Consider the following 21,353-nt stretch of genomic DNA (forward strand, 5'->3'; position numbering starts at 1 on the left):
CTGGACCGCCGAGTACGACATGGCCCGCATGTGCGAGGACGCCTGGCGCTGGCAGAGCCAGAACCCGGAGGGGTATGGAAAGGCGTAGGACACAGGATAGCAGGCTGCGATTGCCTGCAGATTCCGAGAAGCCGCGCGGGATACCGTCAAGGGTCTTGGGGGCACCCCGCCCTGAGATACAAAGGAGCAAGCAGGGGGGCAGCTTGTTCCTTAGACCACATTTTCGAAGCAGATAGGATGAACCGTGACCCAGAAACACACCAGTCAAGCTGCATGCTTTTGGCAAAGCATCTCGCCTACCTCGAAATCCACACTGATCGCAATCTGTCTAGCAATCGCAATTGGAATTCTTATGCGCCCCGGCATCGTAATGAAACTAGGGGACACCCCCCTGCACCACACGCTAGACACCGCACGTTTCATTCTTGCTCTGGCCTCAATCGCGATCTACTTCCTCCGCGTAAAGGTAGATGCCTTTGGCCTGCTTGTTATCGCCTTAGGAGCGCTCGCCTTCCTTTCGATAGCTTTTAATGGGCAAACTTCCTATTACTTCACCGAATTCTGGCTCCCCTCTTGCGCCTCCGCTCTTCTCGCTAGAGCGCTTTGCCCGAAGTATCGCGACGAACTTATTCTAGCGATCTTTTCGGTAAGCTCCGCTTTCTCGGTCATTAATCTTGCCTCCATCATCATGTACCCAGGAGGAATTCCGTCCATTGGAATAGACAACTATTTTTGCGGGAACAGAAACTGGTCTATCACGGCAATCCTCCCATCAGTAATTTCTTCACTGATGATAGACGACAGGCAGGGAAAAGCAATAACACCCAGGAGCTGCGTTGCTGTAATAATAGGATACGCTCAGCTCGCTCTCGCAACCTCGGCAACTTCTCTTGCCGTTTTCCTCTGCGCCACCTTAATCGGCATTTTGCTCTTCAGCAAGGCAAGAAGGGTCTTCACATTGTTCACTTACATAGTGCTTTATCTGACCTCGTTTTTGCTCGTCACTTTTGTTGGGTTTGACGGCCCTTTGGCTGCATTTGTGCACGATGTATTTAACAGAGACGCTACTTTTTCAGGAAGAACAGAAGTATGGCGCCAGGCAATCGCAAACGTTCTTTCGACCAATATGTTAATTGGTTGCGGCCGCGATACATACATCGTCGATAATTCTCAAGTGGGCTCGGCTCACAGCATGCTTCTAGAGGTATTTGTTCAAGGAGGACTTCTCGGTATAGCAGTATGGCTCTCCATTCTTATTCTAGTAGCTTCGAGGCTGTACAGAAATCGAGATTGCCGCAGCAGCGCCCTTGTGTCCTTGGCCATAGGAAGTTTTTTGTTCATAGGCCTTATGGAACAAACACGTTGGCCAGCGCTCTTCCTTTTCCTGGGAATAGGCTATAGCTCGGTATTCCAAGCAGGGTCTGTGATGCCATCAAGCAAAAGAACGTCATCACAGACCCCGCTATTGCGATGATCAACGATAGCCGTTAGTCACAATCACGTTTGGGCCAAAAAAAGCCCTGTCGCTCTATGTCTTCCTCGACCAAAGGGGAGCCAAGCTGAACTTCGATTATCCTCAGATCGTCGACAGCCCGAAGAGCGTGCCATTGCTTAGGAAGAATGTTGATCACATCGCCAACAGCAATTTGGCGTAGCTCACCATCAATAACCACCTCTCCCTTGCCGCTTGCAACAGTCCAAACTTCCGAACGGCGCAAGTGCCTCTGATAGCTCAGCTGGCACCCAGGCATAATAATCAGCTCCTTTGTCAAGACGTCATGCCCGTTTAATTTTTGGCTATCTAGAACGCGATATTCACCCCAATGTCGCCTCTCGTACATAGGGCGAGACGAACGAATCGACTCCACATGATTTTTTATTTTCGAGGACTCTTGCTTAGAGGATACTAGAATTCCATCATACGTTGCCACAACTACCGCATCGTTCAACCCCGAAACAAGCATGGGGAGTCCGGTTTCGTTAATCACATGAACATTATTGGTGTTCACAGAAAGCGCTTTTCCTTCGGTACTGTCAGCCATCTCATCAGTAAGAGAATCCCAAGTTCCTAGGTCTTTCCATTTGCCAGAATAAGGAATAACTGCCAAATTTGGACACTTTTCGACGCACTCGTAATCAAAGCTCGTTTTAGCCAAGCGTCCATACCCAGAAACCACTGACGCGTAATCTCCAAACCCATATGTATCGCGCAGCAGTCTTTCAATGTATTTCAAAGAAAATGCGAAAACACCGCAGTTCCATAAGGCGCCATTACGCATATATTTTTCAGCATCTAAAGCGTTCGGCTTCTCAACGAATGAATCTACTTCCAAAACTGAGCCGAACTGACTTCCTTTTTTTGGAAGAATATAGCCATACCTCGTTGAGGGAGACACAGGGGAAACTCCTAAGAGAACTATCTCGTTTTCTGAACGAACCGCATCTGCGAGCTCTCGCGTCATCTCATAAAAAGAGGGATCAGCGAAGGAGTCGATGGGCATAACCACAACGACATCATCCAGCGCAGACTTTTGTTCGTATATCAAATTCGCGCAAGCAAGCATTATGGCAGGTGCAGTATCGCGCCTCTCCGGCTCGAGAACAAGTGAATACTTCCCCGCGGGCAGTTGAGACCTGAGCAGACTTTCCTGGGTCGCGCTGGCAACCACTGTCACGCTAGAGGCAGCAATCGACTCGATCCGATCAAATACATTCTGTACCATAGAACAAGGATTACCCTGGGCATCCCTCAAAACTTTGAGAAACTGCTTGGACCTAACTGAATTTGATAGTGGCCATAATCGGCTGCCCGACCCTCCAGAAAGCAGAACGAGGTGCATATTCATTTAATTTCTCCTCTCAATCCCTTTCGGACCGCGCAAAAAGAATGCTTTACGGGCATAGCAGACACGAACCAAGCATAGACATATTTCCGCTAGGCACCTGCAAACGCAAACCATCTGGATAGTAAACACATTCAACACTATCAACGCCAGCAAGCCGACTGTGTAGATTACAGCAGTTATAGTAGACGATCTCGCTAAAGCACCGCTCTCCCCAGCAGCTCCAAGGAGAGGGTTTCCAAGCATTAGCGCAGGGTACGCAAAAGCAAGAACTGGGGCCAGATCCACAAGGATAAACGATCCTGCAACATAGCCTTCTCCACCCAACACAAACATAATATAGCCGCTCAGGCATGCAAAAAGAACGGAGCCGGCGGCGGCGGCAAATGTTCCTGCAATAAAGAAACGCAGGAACAACCGCATATTGCCAGAATGAACCATATAGGGATACAAGGCATTAGCAATCGGATTGTACAAGGACAATACTGCATTAATAGCTGTGACGGAAACACTCCAATACGCAACTTGCGTCGCGTCATCGAGAACCACTCCAATGAGAATGGTTGCCAACGCATTGAACACTGCAACAGCGGTTGTCGAAACAAAAAAGGGAAAGGCTCCAAAAAAGGCGCGCGCCACCAGCTGCAATGAGACAGGGACCAAGACAAGCCCAAAACGCCGAACAACCGCCGCCCAAGATAGAGATGCCGCAAACAAAGAGGCAAGCGAGTCGAAACAAAACAGAAGCAAAAGATCCTCGGGCCCTCGCACAAATACGAGAATGAGCGAAGTAGAAACTGTCTTGCTTGCCACAAAACGACCCGTAATAACCCCCATTTTTTCGAATCCCATGAAAACAAAATCAGGGATTCCCACCATGCACACTACCCCAGCAAACGCCACGAAAACGCAGGACAAGTCGTGCTTAACAAGCTCAACCTGACACGAAACCGCCAGGACAATAATGCCGGCAACTAGTACCAAGATAGATTTAGCACATGTTGCGGAAGTTAAAATTTCGCAACATGCACGAACCCCGCTACGGTTTTCAACAATTTCCTTTGTGGCAGCTTGATTAAAGCCAAAATCAGCCACAGTCTGAACAAAAAGCATCATCGATACAATATAAGCGTATATACCGTATGACTCAGAGCCCAAACAACGCGCCAAATACGGCAGAAGAATTAGAGGGAATACGTATCGTGCAGCAACAAAACCATATTGCATTGCAACATTCGAATAGACAGTTTTATTACCCTTGTCCAACGTTTCTCTCCTTTGAAGATGGACTCACCGAGGCGAGAACGATGAGCATCCAAAGCAACGGCTGCCGCTGATTGGCTAGAAAGAAGCATTCAAATAAAAGAGGCAGATAAAAAAGTAAAGTCCTTGAACGAAACGAGCATTGCCTCAAGTTTAGGATTACCCAAATTGCAAGAAGCACAAAGGGGCCAACCCCATAATAAAATAAAATTCCCAGAACAGTGGAATGGATCTCGTTTGTTGCATAAGCCAACTCAAACCTATCCCAGAACCCCTCGCCAGCACCGTAGAGTATTTTTTCAGGATAAATCATCAGCTTATCGGCTCCTCGATCAATTAATATCGAGGAGTCGTATCCACTTCCCTTTGGGTCAATTACTTTTTCCAGTTTTTCTGTGATACGGCCAATAGCATTTGAGATCTGCGAATCTGAAGAGACGATTTTCGCGTCATCTTTCAGAGATAAAGGAGCAGCGATAAGAGCGAAAGCCAGAAAGAACACCGCGCAGCACGCGGTTATTTTGCGCCAAATATCACTTTCCGAGCATTTGACCACGACGCAAATAAGGTACAAAACACAAAGCCCCACGATCATATTCGTTGACGATGTCTGTAGTACAAGAAAAATGGCAATTAAGTCGTCAGCAAGTGATCGCTTTGCCATGTGCTTTCTTGCTGATATATGCAGGAACAGTATGCTTGAAAATACAAAAAAACCCATCTGGTTAGGATCGTTAAAAGTGCCCATATAACGAGTATCGTCAAAATAGCGACCCTCTCCAGCCGCGAAAACAATAAGCTGAATCAGAAGTCCTAGCCGCAGCATTATTGCACAGTTGGCGACAAATTCATCCCTTGTAGCCAACGACCTGAAAGTAAGTACGCTGGCTATATTAAAGATATAGTAAAGCGTATAGGTAAAAAAACTTATCGACTGATAGCAAAGACCGTACAGCGAGTTGACAATGCCTGCACAAACAACGAAGCAAACGAAAAAAAGATCAGTCTTCACTATTTCGAAGGAGCCTCGATAAGAAAAGATGAGTGACACAAAAGCTAGCATCAGGCAGCCATCAGCTATCTGAAAACTTCCAGACGGTAGAAGGTAGAACGGTTTTGCCAGAAGAAAAAGATAGAATAAAGCTGCAGAAATGTCACGAAAATCAATTTTTGCGCCTAAGTCCACCAAACTACTGCTCGCTGGCAGCAAGGGCGTTTGCTTAAAGCAGCTCAGATAATTTCTACGAATAACAGCTTCGTTCTTAATTATGTTACAAAAGCGTCTCACCATTGTTCTCGCTAGCCCAAATAGCTTCGATACACCGCCTGTATCGCTCTCACCGCAGCTTCAAATGAATACTCGCGCACCCTCTGCGTATTTCTCTCTACCTCAGCCTCACTCATTGCGGGATTGCCTACACAGGTGGCTATAACACGAGATAGCTCATCCTCGTTCCCGGGCTCAAAAAGAAACGAGCTTTTCGGCAGCAAATCAACCAACCCACGTATCCTCGTCCCGACAACAGGCAATCCTGCCGCCATTGCCTCCATAACTGCGCTAGGGAGGCCCTCACGACGGGAGGGAAACAGAAAGACATCCGCAGCGCTATAAAATGATTGGATTTCGGGCTGGAAACCGGCGAAGATCACCTTCTTATCAATCCCAAGTCGAGAGGCTTGTCGTCGCAAATCCGCCAATTTCTCCCCTTCGCCACAGATGACGTAAAACCAATTGCTCAGATCAAGCTTCGACAGTGCTCTGAGAGCGGTTTCGTGGTCCTTATTCTTATTCAACTCTCCCACGGAGAGAAAGAAGATGCTATCGCGGGGAATTCCCAGTCGATCTCTTAGTTGGACGCCCTCCTTAGGTTCCGTAGTAGTAAAGCAGCTTACGTTCACACCAACACCAGGAACCAAAGCGCAACGTTTCGCTTTCATCCTTCGTGTCGCAAGAAGATAATCCTCTTGATTTATCGTCACGATCCAATCCGACCAACTCGAAAGGGCCCTTTCGACGGGATAGTACAAAACCCAATTTGGCAAAGGCGCACCGCACCAAAAATGAAACCCGTGAGCCATGTATATGACTTTTTTTATTCCGCACCTTTTTGCAGCCAACCGCCCAAGCAGTCCTCCGACAGGAGTATTGCAGTGCACGATATCGTATTTGCCGCTCATCATTAAATCGACCAGCTCTTTAAAGGCTTTAGCATTACGGGGAGAAAGGGGGTTTCGAGAAATATCAACATGGACGGCATCAATGCCATAAGCTCGACAGTCCTCCTCATACCTCACCTTATCAGCACCAGACATATTTGAAGCAATGGTAAGATCCATGCCAAGCTCACGCGCGGCCTCAATCGAAGACCTCATGAAGCTATTGATTCTATTGCCCGAAAGGCTCGTTATATACAGAATCCTCAAATCACGTACCTACAATCCAAATACCTCAGCAAAATGCTGAGCGATCGATTGAGATGAGTAGTTTTCTATACCAAAATTGTATGCATTCTTCGCATACCAAGAAACTCTCTCTAAGCCAAACCCGCAAACTTCATTGATGCGCGAGGAAAAGGCTTCGAGATCACCTTCGGGCACAAGAAAACCAGTTTCCCCATCTCTAACCTGTTCGGACAAATTGCCCACTTCGAAAGCAATTACAGGTCGAGACCTCTCATACGAATCAACGACTACGCCTGACTGTGTCGCGCTCAGATACGGAAGAATCACCCATGCGCAATTCTTAAAGAGCCGATCCATCGTGTCTGGATTTATTACTCCATCTACGACTGTCACATTGTCGTAAAGCTCAAGCTCTTTCACAAGTGGACGAGAATACTCATCTGCTTCCCCGGCGATAACGAAATGGGCACACGGACATTTTTGTACAATTTCGGGCAAGAAATGCACACCCTTATATTTCTTCAAGCGGCCAAAAAATAAAAATACGTTAGTCATATTTCCCGGTGATTGATAATTCGGAAACGAGTGCCAGATCGGAAGATACTTGACTTTGCGTTTCGGGATCTTATACTGATCAGCCAAAACGTCAACAGAGCTCCTGCTTTTTACAACAATTTGGTCAGACAACTTGCATAATGCACGCTGTAGTGTCGAAACAGCTTTTGATCCGTCGTGAGGTATTACGTCATGAATAGTTGATATCACCGTTATTTTTTTGGGCAACAACAAGACGACGAATAAATTCCACAGATGAACGCTTTCAAAATAGACCACATCAACGCGATCCTTCATGAGGCGATCTACGATCTTTCTCACTGTTTTGAAAGCGAAACTCCCTTTCGTTACGCCAGGTCTCTTCGGACACTCGAACAAATAGTTGTTTGGGGTATCCGGAAAACTCGCTTTCGGATCGATCAAGCCAATAGTTGACACATCACAATCAGGAGACAGAGAACTATATAGGCTATAAACAGCCGTCTGGTGATCGTAGTTGTCCGAAAAAGAAACAAGGCATATTTTTTTCCTATGTGAGGAATCCATAACTTTATCTCGCTCCATCATAAGAAAACAATACACCTAGAGTTTTCCATAATATTGAGCAATCTATGGCAAAACCCTGTTTCTCTATATACCGAAGGTCGTAGACGATCTTTTCCTCAGGCAAAAGGTCGTATCCCCCGTTCACCTGTGCTAAACCCGTCAGACCAGGTTGAACCAAAAGACGCTGCCTAAAACCGCGAATATAAGGCTCGAACGCATCGTAAAACACCTCGCGCTCGGGGCGCGGTCCAACGAGAGACATGTCTCCCTTGATTACCGCAACTAATCGAGGCAGCTCATCAAGTCTTTTTTCTCTAAGCTTTCTTCCTAGCGGGGTCACTCTCGGATCGTCGGCCGACGCCCACTTAGCTCCATCCTCTTCAGCATTCATATACATAGACCGAAATTTAACAACCGTGATCGGCCTGCCGTTAAGACCAAGCCGCTCCTGTCGATAGAGAATAGGCCCAGGCGAGCTCATCTTCACACCAATCGCAATACACGCCATAGGAATGGCGAGGAAGACCAGCGCTAGTGAGCAACTAGCTATATCGAAGAACCTTTTCACCGCACGATAGAAAAATTTTCTGGGTAAACTATCTACGTCAATACACTCCAGTTCAACAACTTTCGAGGTGTCGATAAGCCCCTGAAGGGAATCCGTGACGCTAGCGAGATCCGAACAAGCTGCTTCCGACTCATTGCCAACATTACTAATTTCGCTATCATCGATAGCATATCTATTTTGGCTTCTAGCCACGGCACTACCCTCCTCTCGCGTACTTCTATAGCTACTCGTTCGCAGAAACTACTTGCCTAAATCGACAATTAAAAAAGCCTATGTCAGATTAATCGGATAAAACCACAATTCCCATTGGGGCAATTGCCGCAATTTTGCGTTCGGCCAACACCTCACGTAAGCCTTTCGCACTGTCTCTCCACAAGCGCACACATAGAATAGTGAGGTCGGCACCCTTTGCTGCGTAAACACTGCTTGCGCTATTAAAAGATGCGTTGCACTCAACTATCTGAACAGCATCAGCCGGCCCTTCCTTGCCACAGCTGGAAAGAATAGACGTGGCCAGACTCTCAATTTCCGAATCCATCGCACTGTACCGAGACAATGGAACTAGAGCCACCTTAGAAGGCACGAACCCATAATGCGATGACGCATTGACCCAAAGAAGATCAGCGGATGAACCTTTCTTGACTCGGGCCAGCACAGTCAATCCGCTGAGGCGCTCGATATCTTCCACCGAAATTAGCGGTTGGCGAAGGAGGCTTATCAAGATTATTATGCCGAGTGCCATAAAAAACCCAGCCAGAGAAGCAAATAACACCAGCCTGGTGGGACTCTTTGCAGCATGAACGTCAACAGCCTCATTGGCTTCGGATACAACAAAATCGCAATAGGCAAAAGATCGACTCGGAGTGACGCTCAGCAATCCGGCCATTTGTTCCGGATTATCAATTTTTAGGGATTCGAAAAGCTCGGAGCGACGAGCGAGCTCCTCGTCAGCGCTCTTGCGCTCGTCAGCGTCAATTTCCGCATAAATTGCCCGTGAGCTATCAGCCACTTGCGCCGCCAAAGCATTAACAACGCTCACGCATTCCAAGGCATTATCCCCTGTGGCGCAAAATATCAAATTGTCGGACGCAGGCATCCCAGCTGGCACTTCTTCCTCAGAAGCATCTACCTTAATTTCAGAGTCGGTGTAAGACGAGAGCACATCATCCGCGACTGATCGTGCTGTAGAGAGCATGACCGAAGTAGAAACAGTCCCCGATGGATCAATCGGAGTCAAAACGGCAGTTGCCTCATATTCTGGATTTTCAGGCATAAGCGCATAAAACACAGTGATCGCCGCAAAGGCAAGGGGGACGAGTACTATCAGATACCAAAAATGCTTAACCAATTTCACAAAATCGCCTAATAACACACTGCCTCGATTTCTAACTCGCTTCAATTTTACAAATAGTCTTTGACCTGCAATTATATCTTTCGCCACCTAAAGTGGCAACAGCATTCGGGCGGCAGATCGCCCTCGACCGCAAGCAAATAAGTTTTCCCAATCGGCTCTACGCACAGAGCGCACCCGTTACCTGCGCATGATCGCTTTAACAAAGGAAAAAGGTTTCAGGAGAGCATGCCCCACTCGATACGACCAGCTGCGCCTCAGGCGCTCCGACTCGAGCCGAGCGGTTTTGACCATCCTGGCCTGACTCTTATACTTTTTGAAAAGATCTTTCTTTTCAGCACGGATCCGCTTAAGCTGAGAAACTAGACTTTTTTCACGCTCCGCCAGCCGATTTGTCTCAACCCAAAGATGGGATATTTCATCTCTCAAATGATCCTTCTCGCAGCGCTCATTTTGAATAATCTCGTCTAAAGTTTCAATTTTTTCAGACAATAGATACTTTTCTGCCGCTGAACGCGCTATTGCTTTCTCGAGCTCGCCTTTGATCCGATTGGTATTTGTATAGTCACGCGCAACGTCAAGGGAAACACGTATATGCCCACGCATCAAAGCATCTCGCTTGCATTCAATAATTGGCGCTAGCATGCTCAGGACCCGATCATTGCCGCCATCATTATTAACCGTTATCCAGAGACCGCAATCCTGAGTGCCTGGAATATAATTGAAAGATGCAGCTCCCGTGGCTACAGTAGGGATATCGGCTTTTATCTCCATCACCTTAAGCCATAAGTCATCAGCTCGTAAACAATTAGCTCTTATTTGATCAGCATCGAACGTTTCGGGAGGAAGAAGGTGGGGTGGGTACAGTATTCCACCAACACCCGTCGCTAACAGCATATTGGAAGGAGAGTGAAGAACAATGTCTTGCTCTTTAAGCCACTCCCCATACGGTGTCAACCCTCCGCCCTCATCGACCGACATTACATGGGTTCTATTCGCAATAACAGCTTCAGGGAATTCCAAATGATGCTGAACTAGCTCTTCGATCATCGTCGGAGAGTAAACAATGTCATCATCGGTCGTAACTACAACGGCATCAGGATATCTCTGCATTGTCCAGAAATATTTGTTATGTGGCTTTAGGTTGATTTTCGTCCACTCGATACAAAAAACATCATTCTGTAGAGCGACAAGCGAATCAGGCAGACTCGCTAAGCCGTCAGGAAATTCCCCCTCATACAGCCACAATAGTATCTTTTCAGGCTTCACCGTCTGGGAGAGAAGAGACTCGATGCATTTTTGAACAGTATTAATTCTTGGCGGGTAGGAAGCCAGAGACACAATAACCGACGACAAGATTTCCCTTCTTCCCTGTGTGCGGACGATTAATACAGTTTAGCACCACGACCATAAACGTAAATAAACACCTTTGTCGTGTGGACGCAATACGTATCCAAGAGGAGTAGCGCCTCGTTAGGCGTAAGCCCTTTGCTCCATCGTCCTATATACACCCCTCTCCCGCTGGCGGCGGTAGCTCTTGACCACAGAGCGTCTAGGATGAGCCAGGCCGCCAGCGACAAGGCCGCCACGGTCATGTCTGACCCGTCGGCGGCGATGAGGGCAACAAAGTCGCCAGCGGGTCAGGCCTCGAGGTTTGAGGGAGCCGGCAGCTCGGTCATTAAAGCCCATTCCGCTGCCTTCGATCAAGACCAATACAGTTACACTCGAATCTACTCGTATGGGATAAAGCTGCTCACCCGTGGGAGAAGGCTTTCCATAAACGTACCCCGATCTGCTCATTCCGTCCCGTCGAATCGAAAGAACAATGTATAGGGAATACCGCACTTGAATATTCACTCAATTGCAAACACATCAAATTGATGCCCACGGGACCTTCGCCAGAGTGGTGTTCACGACAGCATCGCAATCCAACGAGGAGGATCCTCATGCACTGCTTTACCCAAATGCCACCATCCCACAATCGCCATTGCCAAATCAAGGCGTATGCCCCCACAAACAATTCAATACGAAATCACCCGTGCCGCACATCCAGCTGCTTCGAGACAATTAAGAACAGTCTCTCTAGTATTATCCGGAATTACTATTTTCTAGTTGATCCGCGCACCGTTCGCGCCAGACAACTCATTAGACGGAATGCCCATGAACTCTTTATGCCCTCAATTTCCTTCTTGACTCTTTTCTGGCTCCTTTTGATCTTGGAAATTTTCTTGTTGCTTGAAACCGCGTTCTTTCGCTCGCACTCCTTGAGTCGTTTAGCCTTCAAGAACAATGCCTCGCCAAACGTCTCTGGCAGAATATACTCTCGATATGCATCATTCATAGAGAGCTCATGATTTGCGTACTGCAGAAAACGAGAGCGATATCGCGAGCGAAATTCATCGAAATAAACTTTGAAGCTACTGGATGCGCTCGCCCAAGAATAGGTGTACTCTATTTCCACTAGCAATCGCTGCAGAAAAGCCACCTCGCATAAGCCGAGAACGTCATGCTCCGACATCCAGTCTTCAAGTCTGTCATAAGCTGCTAGGACTTTTAAGGACTCGGACGCATCCGCTCTCTCGGATGTCGCAGAGTTATCGGCGTTTTTGCGATAGTAGTAAAGTGCGGGATCTTTCACTTCGCTTACAACATCGGATTGGAGGATGGCGCAATACGAGAACAGCAGATCCTCCGCCTGCCTGAGATCTCCATCAAAGCGAAATCCATGCTTCGTTAAAAAAGCTGCACGGAAAAGCTTTGTGCATACGCTAGGGGAAACAAATGGTGTACCACGCCGAATGAGCTCTGACGCTTTAACGCAATTAGCGCCCAAGACCGGTCGACTCGCCCTAACGAAATCGTCGTCCTTTTCGAAATTACGAGCAAACGAAAACAAAACAATATCTGACTCGTAGCGTCGCGCAGAGTCAACGGTCAGCTCGACGAGTCTGGGATCCACGAAGTCGTCGGCGTCCACGAATGCGATGTACTCCCCGGTGGCCGCGGCCATACCGCAGTTCCGAGCGTGAGAGGGCCCCTGCTCCGGCTCACGAAGGAGGCGTATACGCGGATCGGCAGACATCATCTCCTCTACGATGGCAATTGAGCCGTCTGAAGAGTTGTTGTCGACGCATAGGATCTCGATATTCGGGACAGTCTGGGCAGCGATGGAGCTAATACATTCTCTTATATGCCGCTCTTTATTGTAAACAGGAACGACAAACGACACTTTGCACATTTCAATCACTTCTTACCAGTTCCTTTTTTAGAAAAAGGGAATGCTTTTGACAGAACCTCCGCTCGCCGAGCATACTTATATACCCTGGAGCCCTGAATCCTCTCCTTCTCCATTTTCAAGCGATCTCTCTTTTTCTTCGCTTTTCGAATAGCCTCGTCGTTTCGATGGCGCTCTTCGTCGAAAGACCTCTTAGCCCTCTTGGATCTCAGAAACATAGCTTCATCAAAATCCCGAGAGGCTATGTATGTTCGATACATCGGCAAACTCTGAAGCGTCTTTGCCGCCTCGGAGGAAAAAGCATCCGCATAGCGATGCCTATACTCGTCAAAATAGCAGCGAAACGCCTCGAAATCATCAGTTAAATCGAACGTATACTCAATCTCCGATAACAGCTTCCGGAGAAAGGCGGCCTCAAAATCATCCTTTTTCCCGTTCACTTGTAACCAGTGGTCTAGCTTGTCGTATGCCTTTAGCGCCATAAAAGACTGCTCGACACTCGACCGGTCTGAGATCATCGAACCAGCAACACGCCGGCGATAGAAATAAAGGGGAGGGTCGCAAACCTGAGACAAACAAGCGGCTGACACTATCGCAGAATAAGAAAACAGAACATCTTCCGCTTGCTTAAGCTCGGGATCAAAGAGCAGGTTATTGCTTTCCAAAAAGTCGCGTTTAAACAACTTCGACCATACGCTAGGCGTAAAATACAAACTCAAATCGGCGCCCAAGTCCAGCGCCCTCACGCCAGGACGCGGAAGCTTTCTCGCCCAAACCTTTTTAAACTTATCCGGATCAAGCCTGTTATCGGCAAATGGGAACAGAACAACATCTGATCCACAGCACCGAGCAGAATCAACGGTCAGCTCAGCGAGCCTGGGATCCACAAAGTCGTCGGCGTCCACGAACGCGATGTACTCCCCGGTGGCTGCGGCCATACCGCAGTTCCGTGCCTGGGGAAGCCCTTGCTCGGTCTCATGGAGAAGGCGAATGCGCGGATCGGCTGACATCATCTCCTCAACTATGGCGACCGACCCGTCCGAGGAGTTGTTGTCGACGCACAGGATCTCGATATCCGGCAGCGTCTGGGCCGCGATGGAGTCGATGCACTCCCTCAGGTGTTGTTCTTTGTTGTAGATTGGCACTATAAAGGTAACGAGACTACTTGACATTTTTGTTGCCCCTGTCGCCAGCTTGCGTGGCCCAGAGATTCGTTAAGGCCCTTGAAAACGGCTTCATCATCCGAAGCAGACGCGAGCGCATTACACCCCTGATCTCCTTTTTTAGTTTTCTATTCTCTGCAAGCAATTTTTTGTTTTCCAAAACAGGCTGGCAAACACATTTCTTAAAAGCTTCGATTTCCCTCAGTGGCATGCCACCATAATGCCGATTCTTCTTCGAAACACCTTTAAAGGAGCTACGCGCGCTCGCCAACTTCTCTGCAACGACACGGTTTACCACACACTCCGTCTCATAATCCCACTCATATCTATGCTGGCAAGATAAGTAGCTCATCTCCTTCCAGCAAACATAATAACCGTAAGCATGAGCCATCGTTTTTTCCATCGTCATCGTAGACCCTTCGCGAACGCGTCGTAGATACGGGCGCTCCGAGCTATGGACAACACAAGACGCTTGAAGAAGACACTGAAACGTAAAAAGATTATCCTCGTGGAGGATTCCCTCATAAAAAGACAGGCGATGGTCTGCCAGGAAAGCACGACGCATTAAATACAAACAGGCAGATGGGAGATAGTCTCCGCCATTTACCATGTCGACAAGCATCTGAATGCCGCTTCTGGACTTCGCGTATTCCGAATCTCGATGGTAATAGGTCTCGTACGAATTGAACCTGTCTCGTAAATCATCAGACTCATAAAAGGCTTCGCCGTCAAATAGCAAAAGATCAGCCCGCTCAGAGCGCGCCCTCTCGCATAAGGACATAAGCACGTTCGGCTCAATTAGGTCATCCGAATCGAGGAAATGGACATATTGCCCACGAGCGTACTCAAGTCCAACATTTCTCGTTCTCGACAAGCCAGCATTAGATTGAGACACAATCAAGCAATTTGCATGAGACCCGGCAAATCGCATCACGAAATCCAACGAATCATCGCTGGATCCATCGTCAACGCAAATCACTTCCGCGCCTTTCGTTAAAAGCGGAGCCAGCGAGGAAAGCGTCTCCTCAATATACGACCTCGCATTATAGACTGGAATGACAATAGAGAGGAGGGGGTCGTCCTGGAGAATGCAGGTAGACTCAATCGTGCGAGGAAACGAGAGAAAGCACTTTCCCTGCGCGGCGCCCAAGAGTTTATCCACACAGGCAGTTATGTAGCCTTGATTTTTCTTATCTTGCTCGGAATCAAAACACCCACCGAGACAACGCCGAAGTGAAGCGTAACTACTAGTTCTCAACGCTCCAATTATCTCAGCCTGCGCGGAAACACTTCCGACAGTTCGGAGGTTATACTGCACCAGAGAGATGGTGAGCTTTTTAAAACTGTCTGCGAAATCTTCCCACATAGAGTTAGAAACTAGATGCTCCTCCAATGCCTTTAGCGCCTCTAAGAAGCAGAGAGGCTTACGCAGCTTAGTATCCTGCGTACTGCCTTTTGTGCCCATGCGGTAAGAAACAAAGCTCTCCCTAACGGCAGCTATTGATCCCGCATTTGCGAGCGCAGCAAAAGAAAAGAAGACATCGTTGCTGTTGTCCAACTCCTGAAAACGCAGCGACGTCTTCTCAATGAATGAGCGACGAAACATCTTTGTCCATGGCGCAGGATTAATTACCTGGAATAGATTGTCTTTAACGTCCTCAGGGGAGAAACGCTCTCGATTTGGAAGAAGATCGTATTTCAAGCAGGATTCTTGAGTTGTGTACGCTTTACTGTTCGTATCGAAATTTCGCGCTCCAAACAACACAATGTCTGCATCATTCTGCTGAGCTGCGCGCAAAGCTTTTTCCAGCATATGGCTCTCAAAAAAATCGTCCGAATCGAGGAAAATCAAGAAATCACCCGTAGCAGAATTCATACCTTGGTTCCGAGCGCTGCCTGCATTCCCGCAGTGGCTTTCGACTTTAAAGTTAGGATGTTCTTTCGCATAACTATTTGCGATAACCCTCGATTCGTCCGAAGAGGCATCGTCGACAATAATCACTTCATAATCGTCTATCGTCTGAGCAAGTATGCTGTCAAGGCACTCCTCCAGATAGCGTTCTGCGTTATGCATGGGTATAATAACTGAAATCAACGGACTCATTCTAACCACCTAATTACCAATTAATCTCTCTTGAACAAATCGCGGGTGAACACCTTGCCCTCGACGTCCACCAGCTCCTCGCTCCAGCGATTTGCAAGAATCACATCGCAGCGCACTTTGAACGTATCCAGGTCCCTCACAACCTCACTGCCATAAAACTCTTCGGCATCCAGCGTGGGCTCGTACACCACCACCGGCACGCCGCGGCTCTTGATACGTTTCATGATGCCCTGAATGGAGCTAGCACGGAAGTTATCACTGCCCGTCTTCATAGTGAGACGGTACACGCCCACCTGCGGCTGAGAAACGCCCTCGTACACCAGGCGCGTCACTCGATCAAGCACCTCGTCGGCAATGTAGTCCTTACGCGTACGATTCGCCTCCACAATGGCCTCAATGAGATTCTGGGGCACCTCGTCGTAGTTAGCCAGCAGCTGCTTGGTATCCTTAGGCAGGCAGTAGCCACCATAGCCGAACGAGGGATTGTTGTAGTGGCTCCCGATGCGCGGATCCAGCCCCACGCCCTCGATGATCTGCGCGGCGTCGAGCCCGCGCACGGAAGCATAGGTGTCAAGCTCATTAAAGTAAGCCACGCGGAGTGCCAGGTAAGTGTTGGCGAACAGCTTCACTGCCTCGGCCTCAGTAGCGCGCATGATGAGCACGGGGGCCTCCTCGTCAAGCGCCCCTTCCTTCAGCAGTCCGGCGAACACCTCGGCCTTCTCCTCGAGCTCGCTCGCGAACTTCGATTCGCTCGGCACGCCCACGATGATGCGCGAGGGGTGCAGGTTATCGTACAGCGCATGACCTTCGCGCAAAAACTCTGGGCTAAACAGGAAGCGACCTTCGGGATAGCGCTCTACCAGATCCTTCGTGTAACCCACGGGGACAGTTGATTTAACAACCATGGTGGCCGTGGGATTGACCTCCAACACCAAGTCGATAACCTGCTCAACCAGACTCGTGTCGAAGAAGTTCTTGTCCGAGTCGTAGTTGGTCGGTGTTGCAATTACCACAAGATCGGCGTCCCCGTAAGCTGAGACACCGTCCAGCGTCGCGGTCAGATCGAGCGCACTTTCCGCTAAATACGCCTCTATCTCGGCATCCGCAATGGGGGAAAGATTCTGGTTGATAAGATCAACCTTCTCAGGGACGACGTCCACCGCCACAACGTGATTATGCTGGGCGAGCAAAACGGCCAGAGAAAGGCCCACATAGCCCGTTCCCGCCACTGCAATATTCATGAGCGCTCCTCCTGATCAGACAGACAATTAATACATTATAGCTGCAGCGCCAGCACCATGAATCGAAACACGAAAAATACCCGACCAGAGATCGAGAACCTCATCCGAAGATGCATCTTCGCGCATGACCGGAGGCGCGAAGACGCCTAGCAGCCAGTTAGGCACACACGAAGCAAGCTCTTAAGAGGACCCCCCCCCCCCCGCAAACCACAGCACACCGTGCGAATCGTCCCGAATAAGCGCTGCATCAAACTCGCAACGAAAAGCTAGTTGCGCCCCCGCAAGATGACCTCGTCAATAAGCAGATCCGAGGCTCCCCCTTCAACTCCGGCGAAGTTGTCCTCGACAAAACGATCGACTTTCTCAAATTCAAAATCCTTGGTTTTTATCGCCTCGACAAGCTCTTCAAAGCTATCGCACACTTTGCCTGGCGCTGAGTCCTTTACCCAGCGATACACACCTCGCGTCAACTCGTACACACTGCGGTCATAGGTGTAGAAAAGCATGGGCTTCCGCATAAGAGAAAATTCGTAGAAATTTGACGAATAGTCAGTAATAAGCAAATCCGTTACATAAAACAAATCATTGATTGAGGCAAAATCGCTGAAGTCGTAAATCCTGTCTTTCAGCTTTTCGGGAATCTCAAACCGCTCCAAAATAAAAGGATGAAGCTTGATAAGGAAGACATACTCATCGCCGCAGGCTTCATAGATCTGAGCAAGATCGATCTTGTCCTGGTCGTAGTGAGCCGTTTTCTGACCAACGCCGCGATAAGTTGGTGCGAACAAGATGATCTTCTTTCCCAGCAGCTCGGGGTGATCGCTATAGAAGGCTTTGCGGAATTCCTCGATCCTTTCCGGATCGAGATAACCGTCGAGGCGGGGCATACCGATAGGAAGAATATCCTTCCCCTCAATGCCAAACACTTCTTCAAATACCGGAATCAGATGGGGGGCTCCACAAAGCGCAGTGGTATAAGCCTTATGGCACGAGCCAGCAGGATAGGGCGATCCACTCTTTCCGAAGCGGCAATACCCCACCGCCTTGAAGCCGCCGCCAGCATGCCAAACCTGAATAAGCTGAACATCTTTCCTCAGCTCCAAGAAGCTGAATACGGGCACATAGTTGTCGACGATGATCACATTTTGACGAGCGATTTTAACGATCAGCTTTGCCCAGCTGAAAACGCTCTTAGTCTCGCCCACCGAACGCCGCGCGGATCGCGTGATGTGCAGCGTCTTGTCCAATCCCCGTTCGCGCAGACGGTCGTCGATAGCCCGAAGGTTTCCAACAAGCTCGTCGCCTGTTTCGCTCATAATCATGATATTTTTGCCATTCTTAGGGCAGCCGATCCCGACAACTCGGTACACGAGATTCATCGACATAACCGCAAAGGCATACCACACCTTAGCTAGCTTACGTCGCCAGCTCATAGCCTCATGAACATAGCGGCGGCGATTCCATTTTTCGTTTTTCTCCATAAAATAGGCCGCCATGCGCATTTCCAGATGGACGTCATCCCGAGATGCAATGGTGAAATTGACGGTATAGGCAAATTTATTGCCCCCGTACCGGAAAATGCGAGTCTGATCTTCGAGAGAATAAGCCAAATCGGCATCGACATAGCATTGCTGATAGCGATAGTGCTCTTCGGGGGCTTCAAGAACAAAAGAGGGCACCTTCATGTCTTCAGTAAGCTCGAAAGCAACCACCCATCGACCGTTGTCGAGGAACGATCTGCCCTTTGCAGCCGTTATATTCACCGAAAAGCCGTACCGATCGCCATCGTGCCACTCCCACGACAAGGGCACCAATTCCCGAGTCGTGAGGCTCTTGAGCGCAAAAGAAGGCACACCGGGATAGTCGGTTTCAACCACGAAACGAAGAAATACGCGCTCCCACTCAAGCTCCGTTACCGTGAACGAGTAATCGCCCAAGTAACCCATTTCCCCAATCTGCTGTTTGATAAGATCGGGTTTTTTGCGAAGTACTCCCATGCTTCCCTGCATCCTTACAAACCTGATTGCTGGCCAGAAAAACCTCGAGCCATTCTCGTAAACATTTCCTCAAGGTTCGTTTTCGGCTCCCAGCCCAGCTCTCGAAGCTTCGAGCAATCTAACTTAATTACCATTTCGGGATTATAACCATAGACCTCAAGGTCATCGGGGACATCAACCACTACTGGTACGCCGGTAGCGGAGAGCGTGCGACTCACCAGTTCGGCCATTTCCCGAATGCTGATTGCCGTATTTTCGTTCGACACATTGTAGGCTTCGCCATTTTCCCCGCACAGGAGGATATAAAGCAACGCGACCACTGCATCTGCGGTATAGCAGTACGTGCGCGTAGTGCGCCCCAACGTATGCAACGTGATGGGACGCTCCTCCAAAGCGCAACGCGCAAACTCGGCAAAAACCCGACCGTCGTCGTATTCCACCCCCGCGCCAAAAGTCTGAGACAGACGAGCGACCTTCACGGGAACCTGATATTGGCTCGCATAAGCAGCACAAAGACACTCGCACAGCCTCTTTCCCTCCGAGTAGCTACTGCGAACGCTCATAGGATCAATGGAGCCAAACTCAGCCTCTGAAACGGCAGCATCACGACCGAAAAACTCCCCGTAAACCTCCAAAGAAGAAAGATATACGACGCTCTTCGCCTCTTTGGCCCGCGCAAGCTCTAAAACATTGCGAGTGCCGCAAAACGCAGCATTGATGGTATCTACCGGTCTCGAGACGAAAAAGCGGGAACTGGTAGGGCTGGCGCAGTGAAAAATATAGTCGACAGGACCCTCCACCTCCAAGCTATCAGCCACATCAGCGACGCAAAACCCAAGTTCTTCAGCCCCAGGATCGTCAAAGACTTCAGCCAGCTTCTCGGCGCTTCTGCCAGAAGCCAGAATCCTGCAGCCCAAACCCAATAAGTCGTTTGCGCACAGCAACGCCCGAACGATCTGAGACCCTAACAGTCCCGTTGCTCCTGTGACCAATACCGAAGAGCCCCTGAGGCCATCGGCGATCCCCTCAATTGCGGCGACCACAGCCTCAGCGTCTTCAACGAGAACGGGTAGCTCCTGCCCTTTCACTTCATCTCCTTCCAGAACACAATATTCTTGGCCGAGCCAATGCAACTAGTCCAAGCCAAAAATTTGCGAGTTCTCCCGTTCGTCGACCATGGCACGAAAAACATAGAAATCGGATGGCGTGGTAATCTTGATGTTCTCTGGCTCGCCTTCAACGGTATACAGCTCATGGCCAAAATGCTTCATCATCGTTGCCGAGTCAATGAAATCTTTCAGCCCCTGAGCCTCGCTCTGGGCATGCGCGCGTCTTATGTCGCCCAGCAGAAAACACTGGGGCGCCTTTGCACTGCAGCAGTCCCTGCGCTCGATTACCTTTGTTATCTTTCCATCAACTTGCTGAACAATAGTCTCGATAGCCGGAACAACCGTAACAGCATTTCCGTTGACCCGAACGCAATCAATGCAAGAGCTGATTGTCTCCTGCCGCACTAGAGGCCGGACCCCATCATGAATCAGCACAACAGCATCCTCGCCATATAGCTCTGCCAACGCATCTAGCCCAGCACGTATAGACTGCTGCCCCGTAGCGCCACCAGGGACGATACGCACAACCTTCGTAAGATCAAACTTAGCGAGCAGCTTTTCCAAAAAGGGAATCCACGGCTCAAGACACACGACCACTATTGCATCTATCTCGGGGTGCTCCTCGAACACCTCGAGCGTATAAACAATGATCGGCTTTCCATGAAGCTCCAGAAACTGCTTCGGCCTTGTTTTGGTGTTCATCCGCTGTCCAGTGCCACCAGCGAAAATTAACGCACAGTTCATCTATATCCTTTTCTCATTGATCTCTTATGCGGAATTATTTACCAAACAGACCCCGACAACAACAAGATGATTCCTAAAACATCGGATTTGCACGTCAGAAGGCATGAATCGGGATCCCCTCCCCTCTCTTGCCGTGCCGCCATTTTCCACATTCACGACCGATCAATTGTCGCCATCCACAAAAAGCGCTATCATTTTGCAGCTAATATCATTTCTGCTTTAAGATGAGGT

16 protein-coding genes are annotated in these 21,353 nt (G+C 49.0%); 1 reads left to right on the forward strand and 15 read right to left on the reverse strand.

All coding sequences use genetic code 11. The features are described 5' to 3' along the window. Window positions 1-244 precede the first annotated feature (244 nt). Window positions 245-1,474, forward strand: a complete 1,230-nt coding sequence (locus tag QZ307_RS00720; RefSeq protein ID WP_295994354.1) for an O-antigen ligase family protein — start codon at window positions 245-247, stop codon at window positions 1,472-1,474. Window positions 1,475-1,487: 13 nt separating this feature from the next. Here QZ307_RS00720 and QZ307_RS00725 read toward each other — a convergent pair whose 3' ends face one another. The 15 genes from QZ307_RS00725 to ispD form a co-directional block, all read right to left on the reverse strand. Continuing rightward, window positions 1,488-2,846, reverse strand: a complete 1,359-nt coding sequence (locus tag QZ307_RS00725) for a sugar phosphate nucleotidyltransferase (RefSeq protein ID WP_295994357.1) — start codon at window positions 2,844-2,846, stop codon at window positions 1,488-1,490. Then, window positions 2,847-4,109 carry an oligosaccharide flippase family protein gene (locus tag QZ307_RS00730; RefSeq protein ID WP_295994359.1) on the reverse strand — a complete coding sequence of 421 codons (1,263 nt, stop codon included), beginning with the start codon at window positions 4,107-4,109 and terminating at the stop codon, window positions 2,847-2,849. Then, window positions 4,096-5,295 (reverse strand): hypothetical protein, encoded by a 1,200-nt coding sequence (locus QZ307_RS00735; protein ID WP_295994361.1) that lies wholly within the window; start codon window positions 5,293-5,295, stop codon window positions 4,096-4,098. The genes QZ307_RS00730 and QZ307_RS00735 overlap by 14 nt, the downstream gene beginning before the upstream one ends. Before the next feature lie 110 nt (window positions 5,296-5,405). Further along, the gene (locus QZ307_RS00740) at window positions 5,406-6,530 is read right to left on the reverse strand and encodes a glycosyltransferase family 4 protein (protein WP_295994363.1); all 1,125 of its coding nucleotides are present in this window, start codon (window positions 6,528-6,530) and stop codon (window positions 5,406-5,408) included. A gap of 9 nt (window positions 6,531-6,539) precedes the next feature. Beyond that, entirely contained in the window at window positions 6,540-7,631 is a 1,092-nt protein-coding gene (locus QZ307_RS00745; protein WP_366778656.1) for a glycosyltransferase family 4 protein, read from the reverse strand. After that, a complete protein-coding gene (locus tag QZ307_RS00750; RefSeq protein WP_295994364.1) occupies window positions 7,615-8,370 on the reverse strand; it encodes a sugar transferase in 756 nt (251 codons plus the stop codon). The genes QZ307_RS00745 and QZ307_RS00750 overlap by 17 nt, the downstream gene beginning before the upstream one ends. 88 nt (window positions 8,371-8,458) lie before the next feature. Next, a complete protein-coding gene (locus tag QZ307_RS00755) occupies window positions 8,459-9,550 on the reverse strand; it encodes a Wzz/FepE/Etk N-terminal domain-containing protein (protein WP_295994366.1) in 1,092 nt (363 codons plus the stop codon). A 159-nt stretch (window positions 9,551-9,709) separates the two neighbouring features. Then, window positions 9,710-10,798 (reverse strand): hypothetical protein, encoded by a 1,089-nt coding sequence (locus tag QZ307_RS00760; RefSeq protein WP_295994368.1) that lies wholly within the window; start codon window positions 10,796-10,798, stop codon window positions 9,710-9,712. An 832-nt stretch (window positions 10,799-11,630) separates the two neighbouring features. Beyond that, complete coding sequence (locus QZ307_RS00765; RefSeq protein ID WP_295994452.1) at window positions 11,631-12,767, reverse strand: glycosyltransferase family 2 protein; 1,137 nt, start codon at window positions 12,765-12,767, stop codon at window positions 11,631-11,633. Between the two features lie 5 nt (window positions 12,768-12,772). Further along, entirely contained in the window at window positions 12,773-13,909 is a 1,137-nt protein-coding gene (locus tag QZ307_RS00770) for a glycosyltransferase family 2 protein (protein WP_295994370.1), read from the reverse strand. Window positions 13,910-13,925: 16 nt separating this feature from the next. Beyond that, the gene (locus QZ307_RS00775; RefSeq protein ID WP_295994371.1) at window positions 13,926-16,031 is read right to left on the reverse strand and encodes a glycosyltransferase; all 2,106 of its coding nucleotides are present in this window, start codon (window positions 16,029-16,031) and stop codon (window positions 13,926-13,928) included. Window positions 16,032-16,051: 20 nt separating this feature from the next. After that, on the reverse strand, window positions 16,052-17,272 hold the full coding sequence (locus QZ307_RS00780) for a nucleotide sugar dehydrogenase (protein ID WP_295994373.1): 1,221 nt from the start codon (window positions 17,270-17,272) through the stop codon (window positions 16,052-16,054). Between the two features lie 266 nt (window positions 17,273-17,538). Beyond that, window positions 17,539-19,269 (reverse strand): CDP-glycerol glycerophosphotransferase family protein, encoded by a 1,731-nt coding sequence (locus tag QZ307_RS00785; protein WP_295994375.1) that lies wholly within the window; start codon window positions 19,267-19,269, stop codon window positions 17,539-17,541. Between the two features lie 14 nt (window positions 19,270-19,283). After that, on the reverse strand, window positions 19,284-20,357 hold the full coding sequence (locus tag QZ307_RS00790; RefSeq protein WP_295994376.1) for an NAD(P)-dependent oxidoreductase: 1,074 nt from the start codon (window positions 20,355-20,357) through the stop codon (window positions 19,284-19,286). A 45-nt stretch (window positions 20,358-20,402) separates the two neighbouring features. Then, window positions 20,403-21,122: a 2-C-methyl-D-erythritol 4-phosphate cytidylyltransferase gene (gene ispD / locus QZ307_RS00795; protein ID WP_295994378.1), complete on the reverse strand. Its 720-nt coding sequence runs from the start codon at window positions 21,120-21,122 to the stop codon at window positions 20,403-20,405. Window positions 21,123-21,353: the final 231 nt, after the last annotated feature.

It is taken from the genome of uncultured Adlercreutzia sp., from assembly GCA_910585575.1.
Classification (GTDB): Bacteria; Actinomycetota; Coriobacteriia; order Coriobacteriales; family Eggerthellaceae; genus Adlercreutzia.

Excerpts from the sequence above, each read along its gene's own strand:
- QZ307_RS00775 (WP_295994371.1), bottom strand. The coding sequence starts at position 16,031 with ATGAGTCCGTTGATTTCAGTTATTATACCCATGCATAACGCAGAACGC.
- QZ307_RS00725 (WP_295994357.1), bottom strand. The coding sequence starts at position 2,846 with ATGAATATGCACCTCGTTCTGCTTTCTGGAGGGTCGGGCAGCCGATTA.
- QZ307_RS00745 (WP_366778656.1), bottom strand. The coding sequence starts at position 7,631 with ATGATGGAGCGAGATAAAGTTATGGATTCCTCACATAGGAAAAAAATA.
- QZ307_RS00765 (WP_295994452.1), bottom strand. The coding sequence starts at position 12,767 with ATGTGCAAAGTGTCGTTTGTCGTTCCTGTTTACAATAAAGAGCGGCAT.
- ispD (WP_295994378.1), bottom strand. The coding sequence starts at position 21,122 with ATGAACTGTGCGTTAATTTTCGCTGGTGGCACTGGACAGCGGATGAAC.
- QZ307_RS00780 (WP_295994373.1), bottom strand. The coding sequence starts at position 17,272 with ATGAATATTGCAGTGGCGGGAACGGGCTATGTGGGCCTTTCTCTGGCC.
- QZ307_RS00785 (WP_295994375.1), bottom strand. The coding sequence starts at position 19,269 with ATGGGAGTACTTCGCAAAAAACCCGATCTTATCAAACAGCAGATTGGG.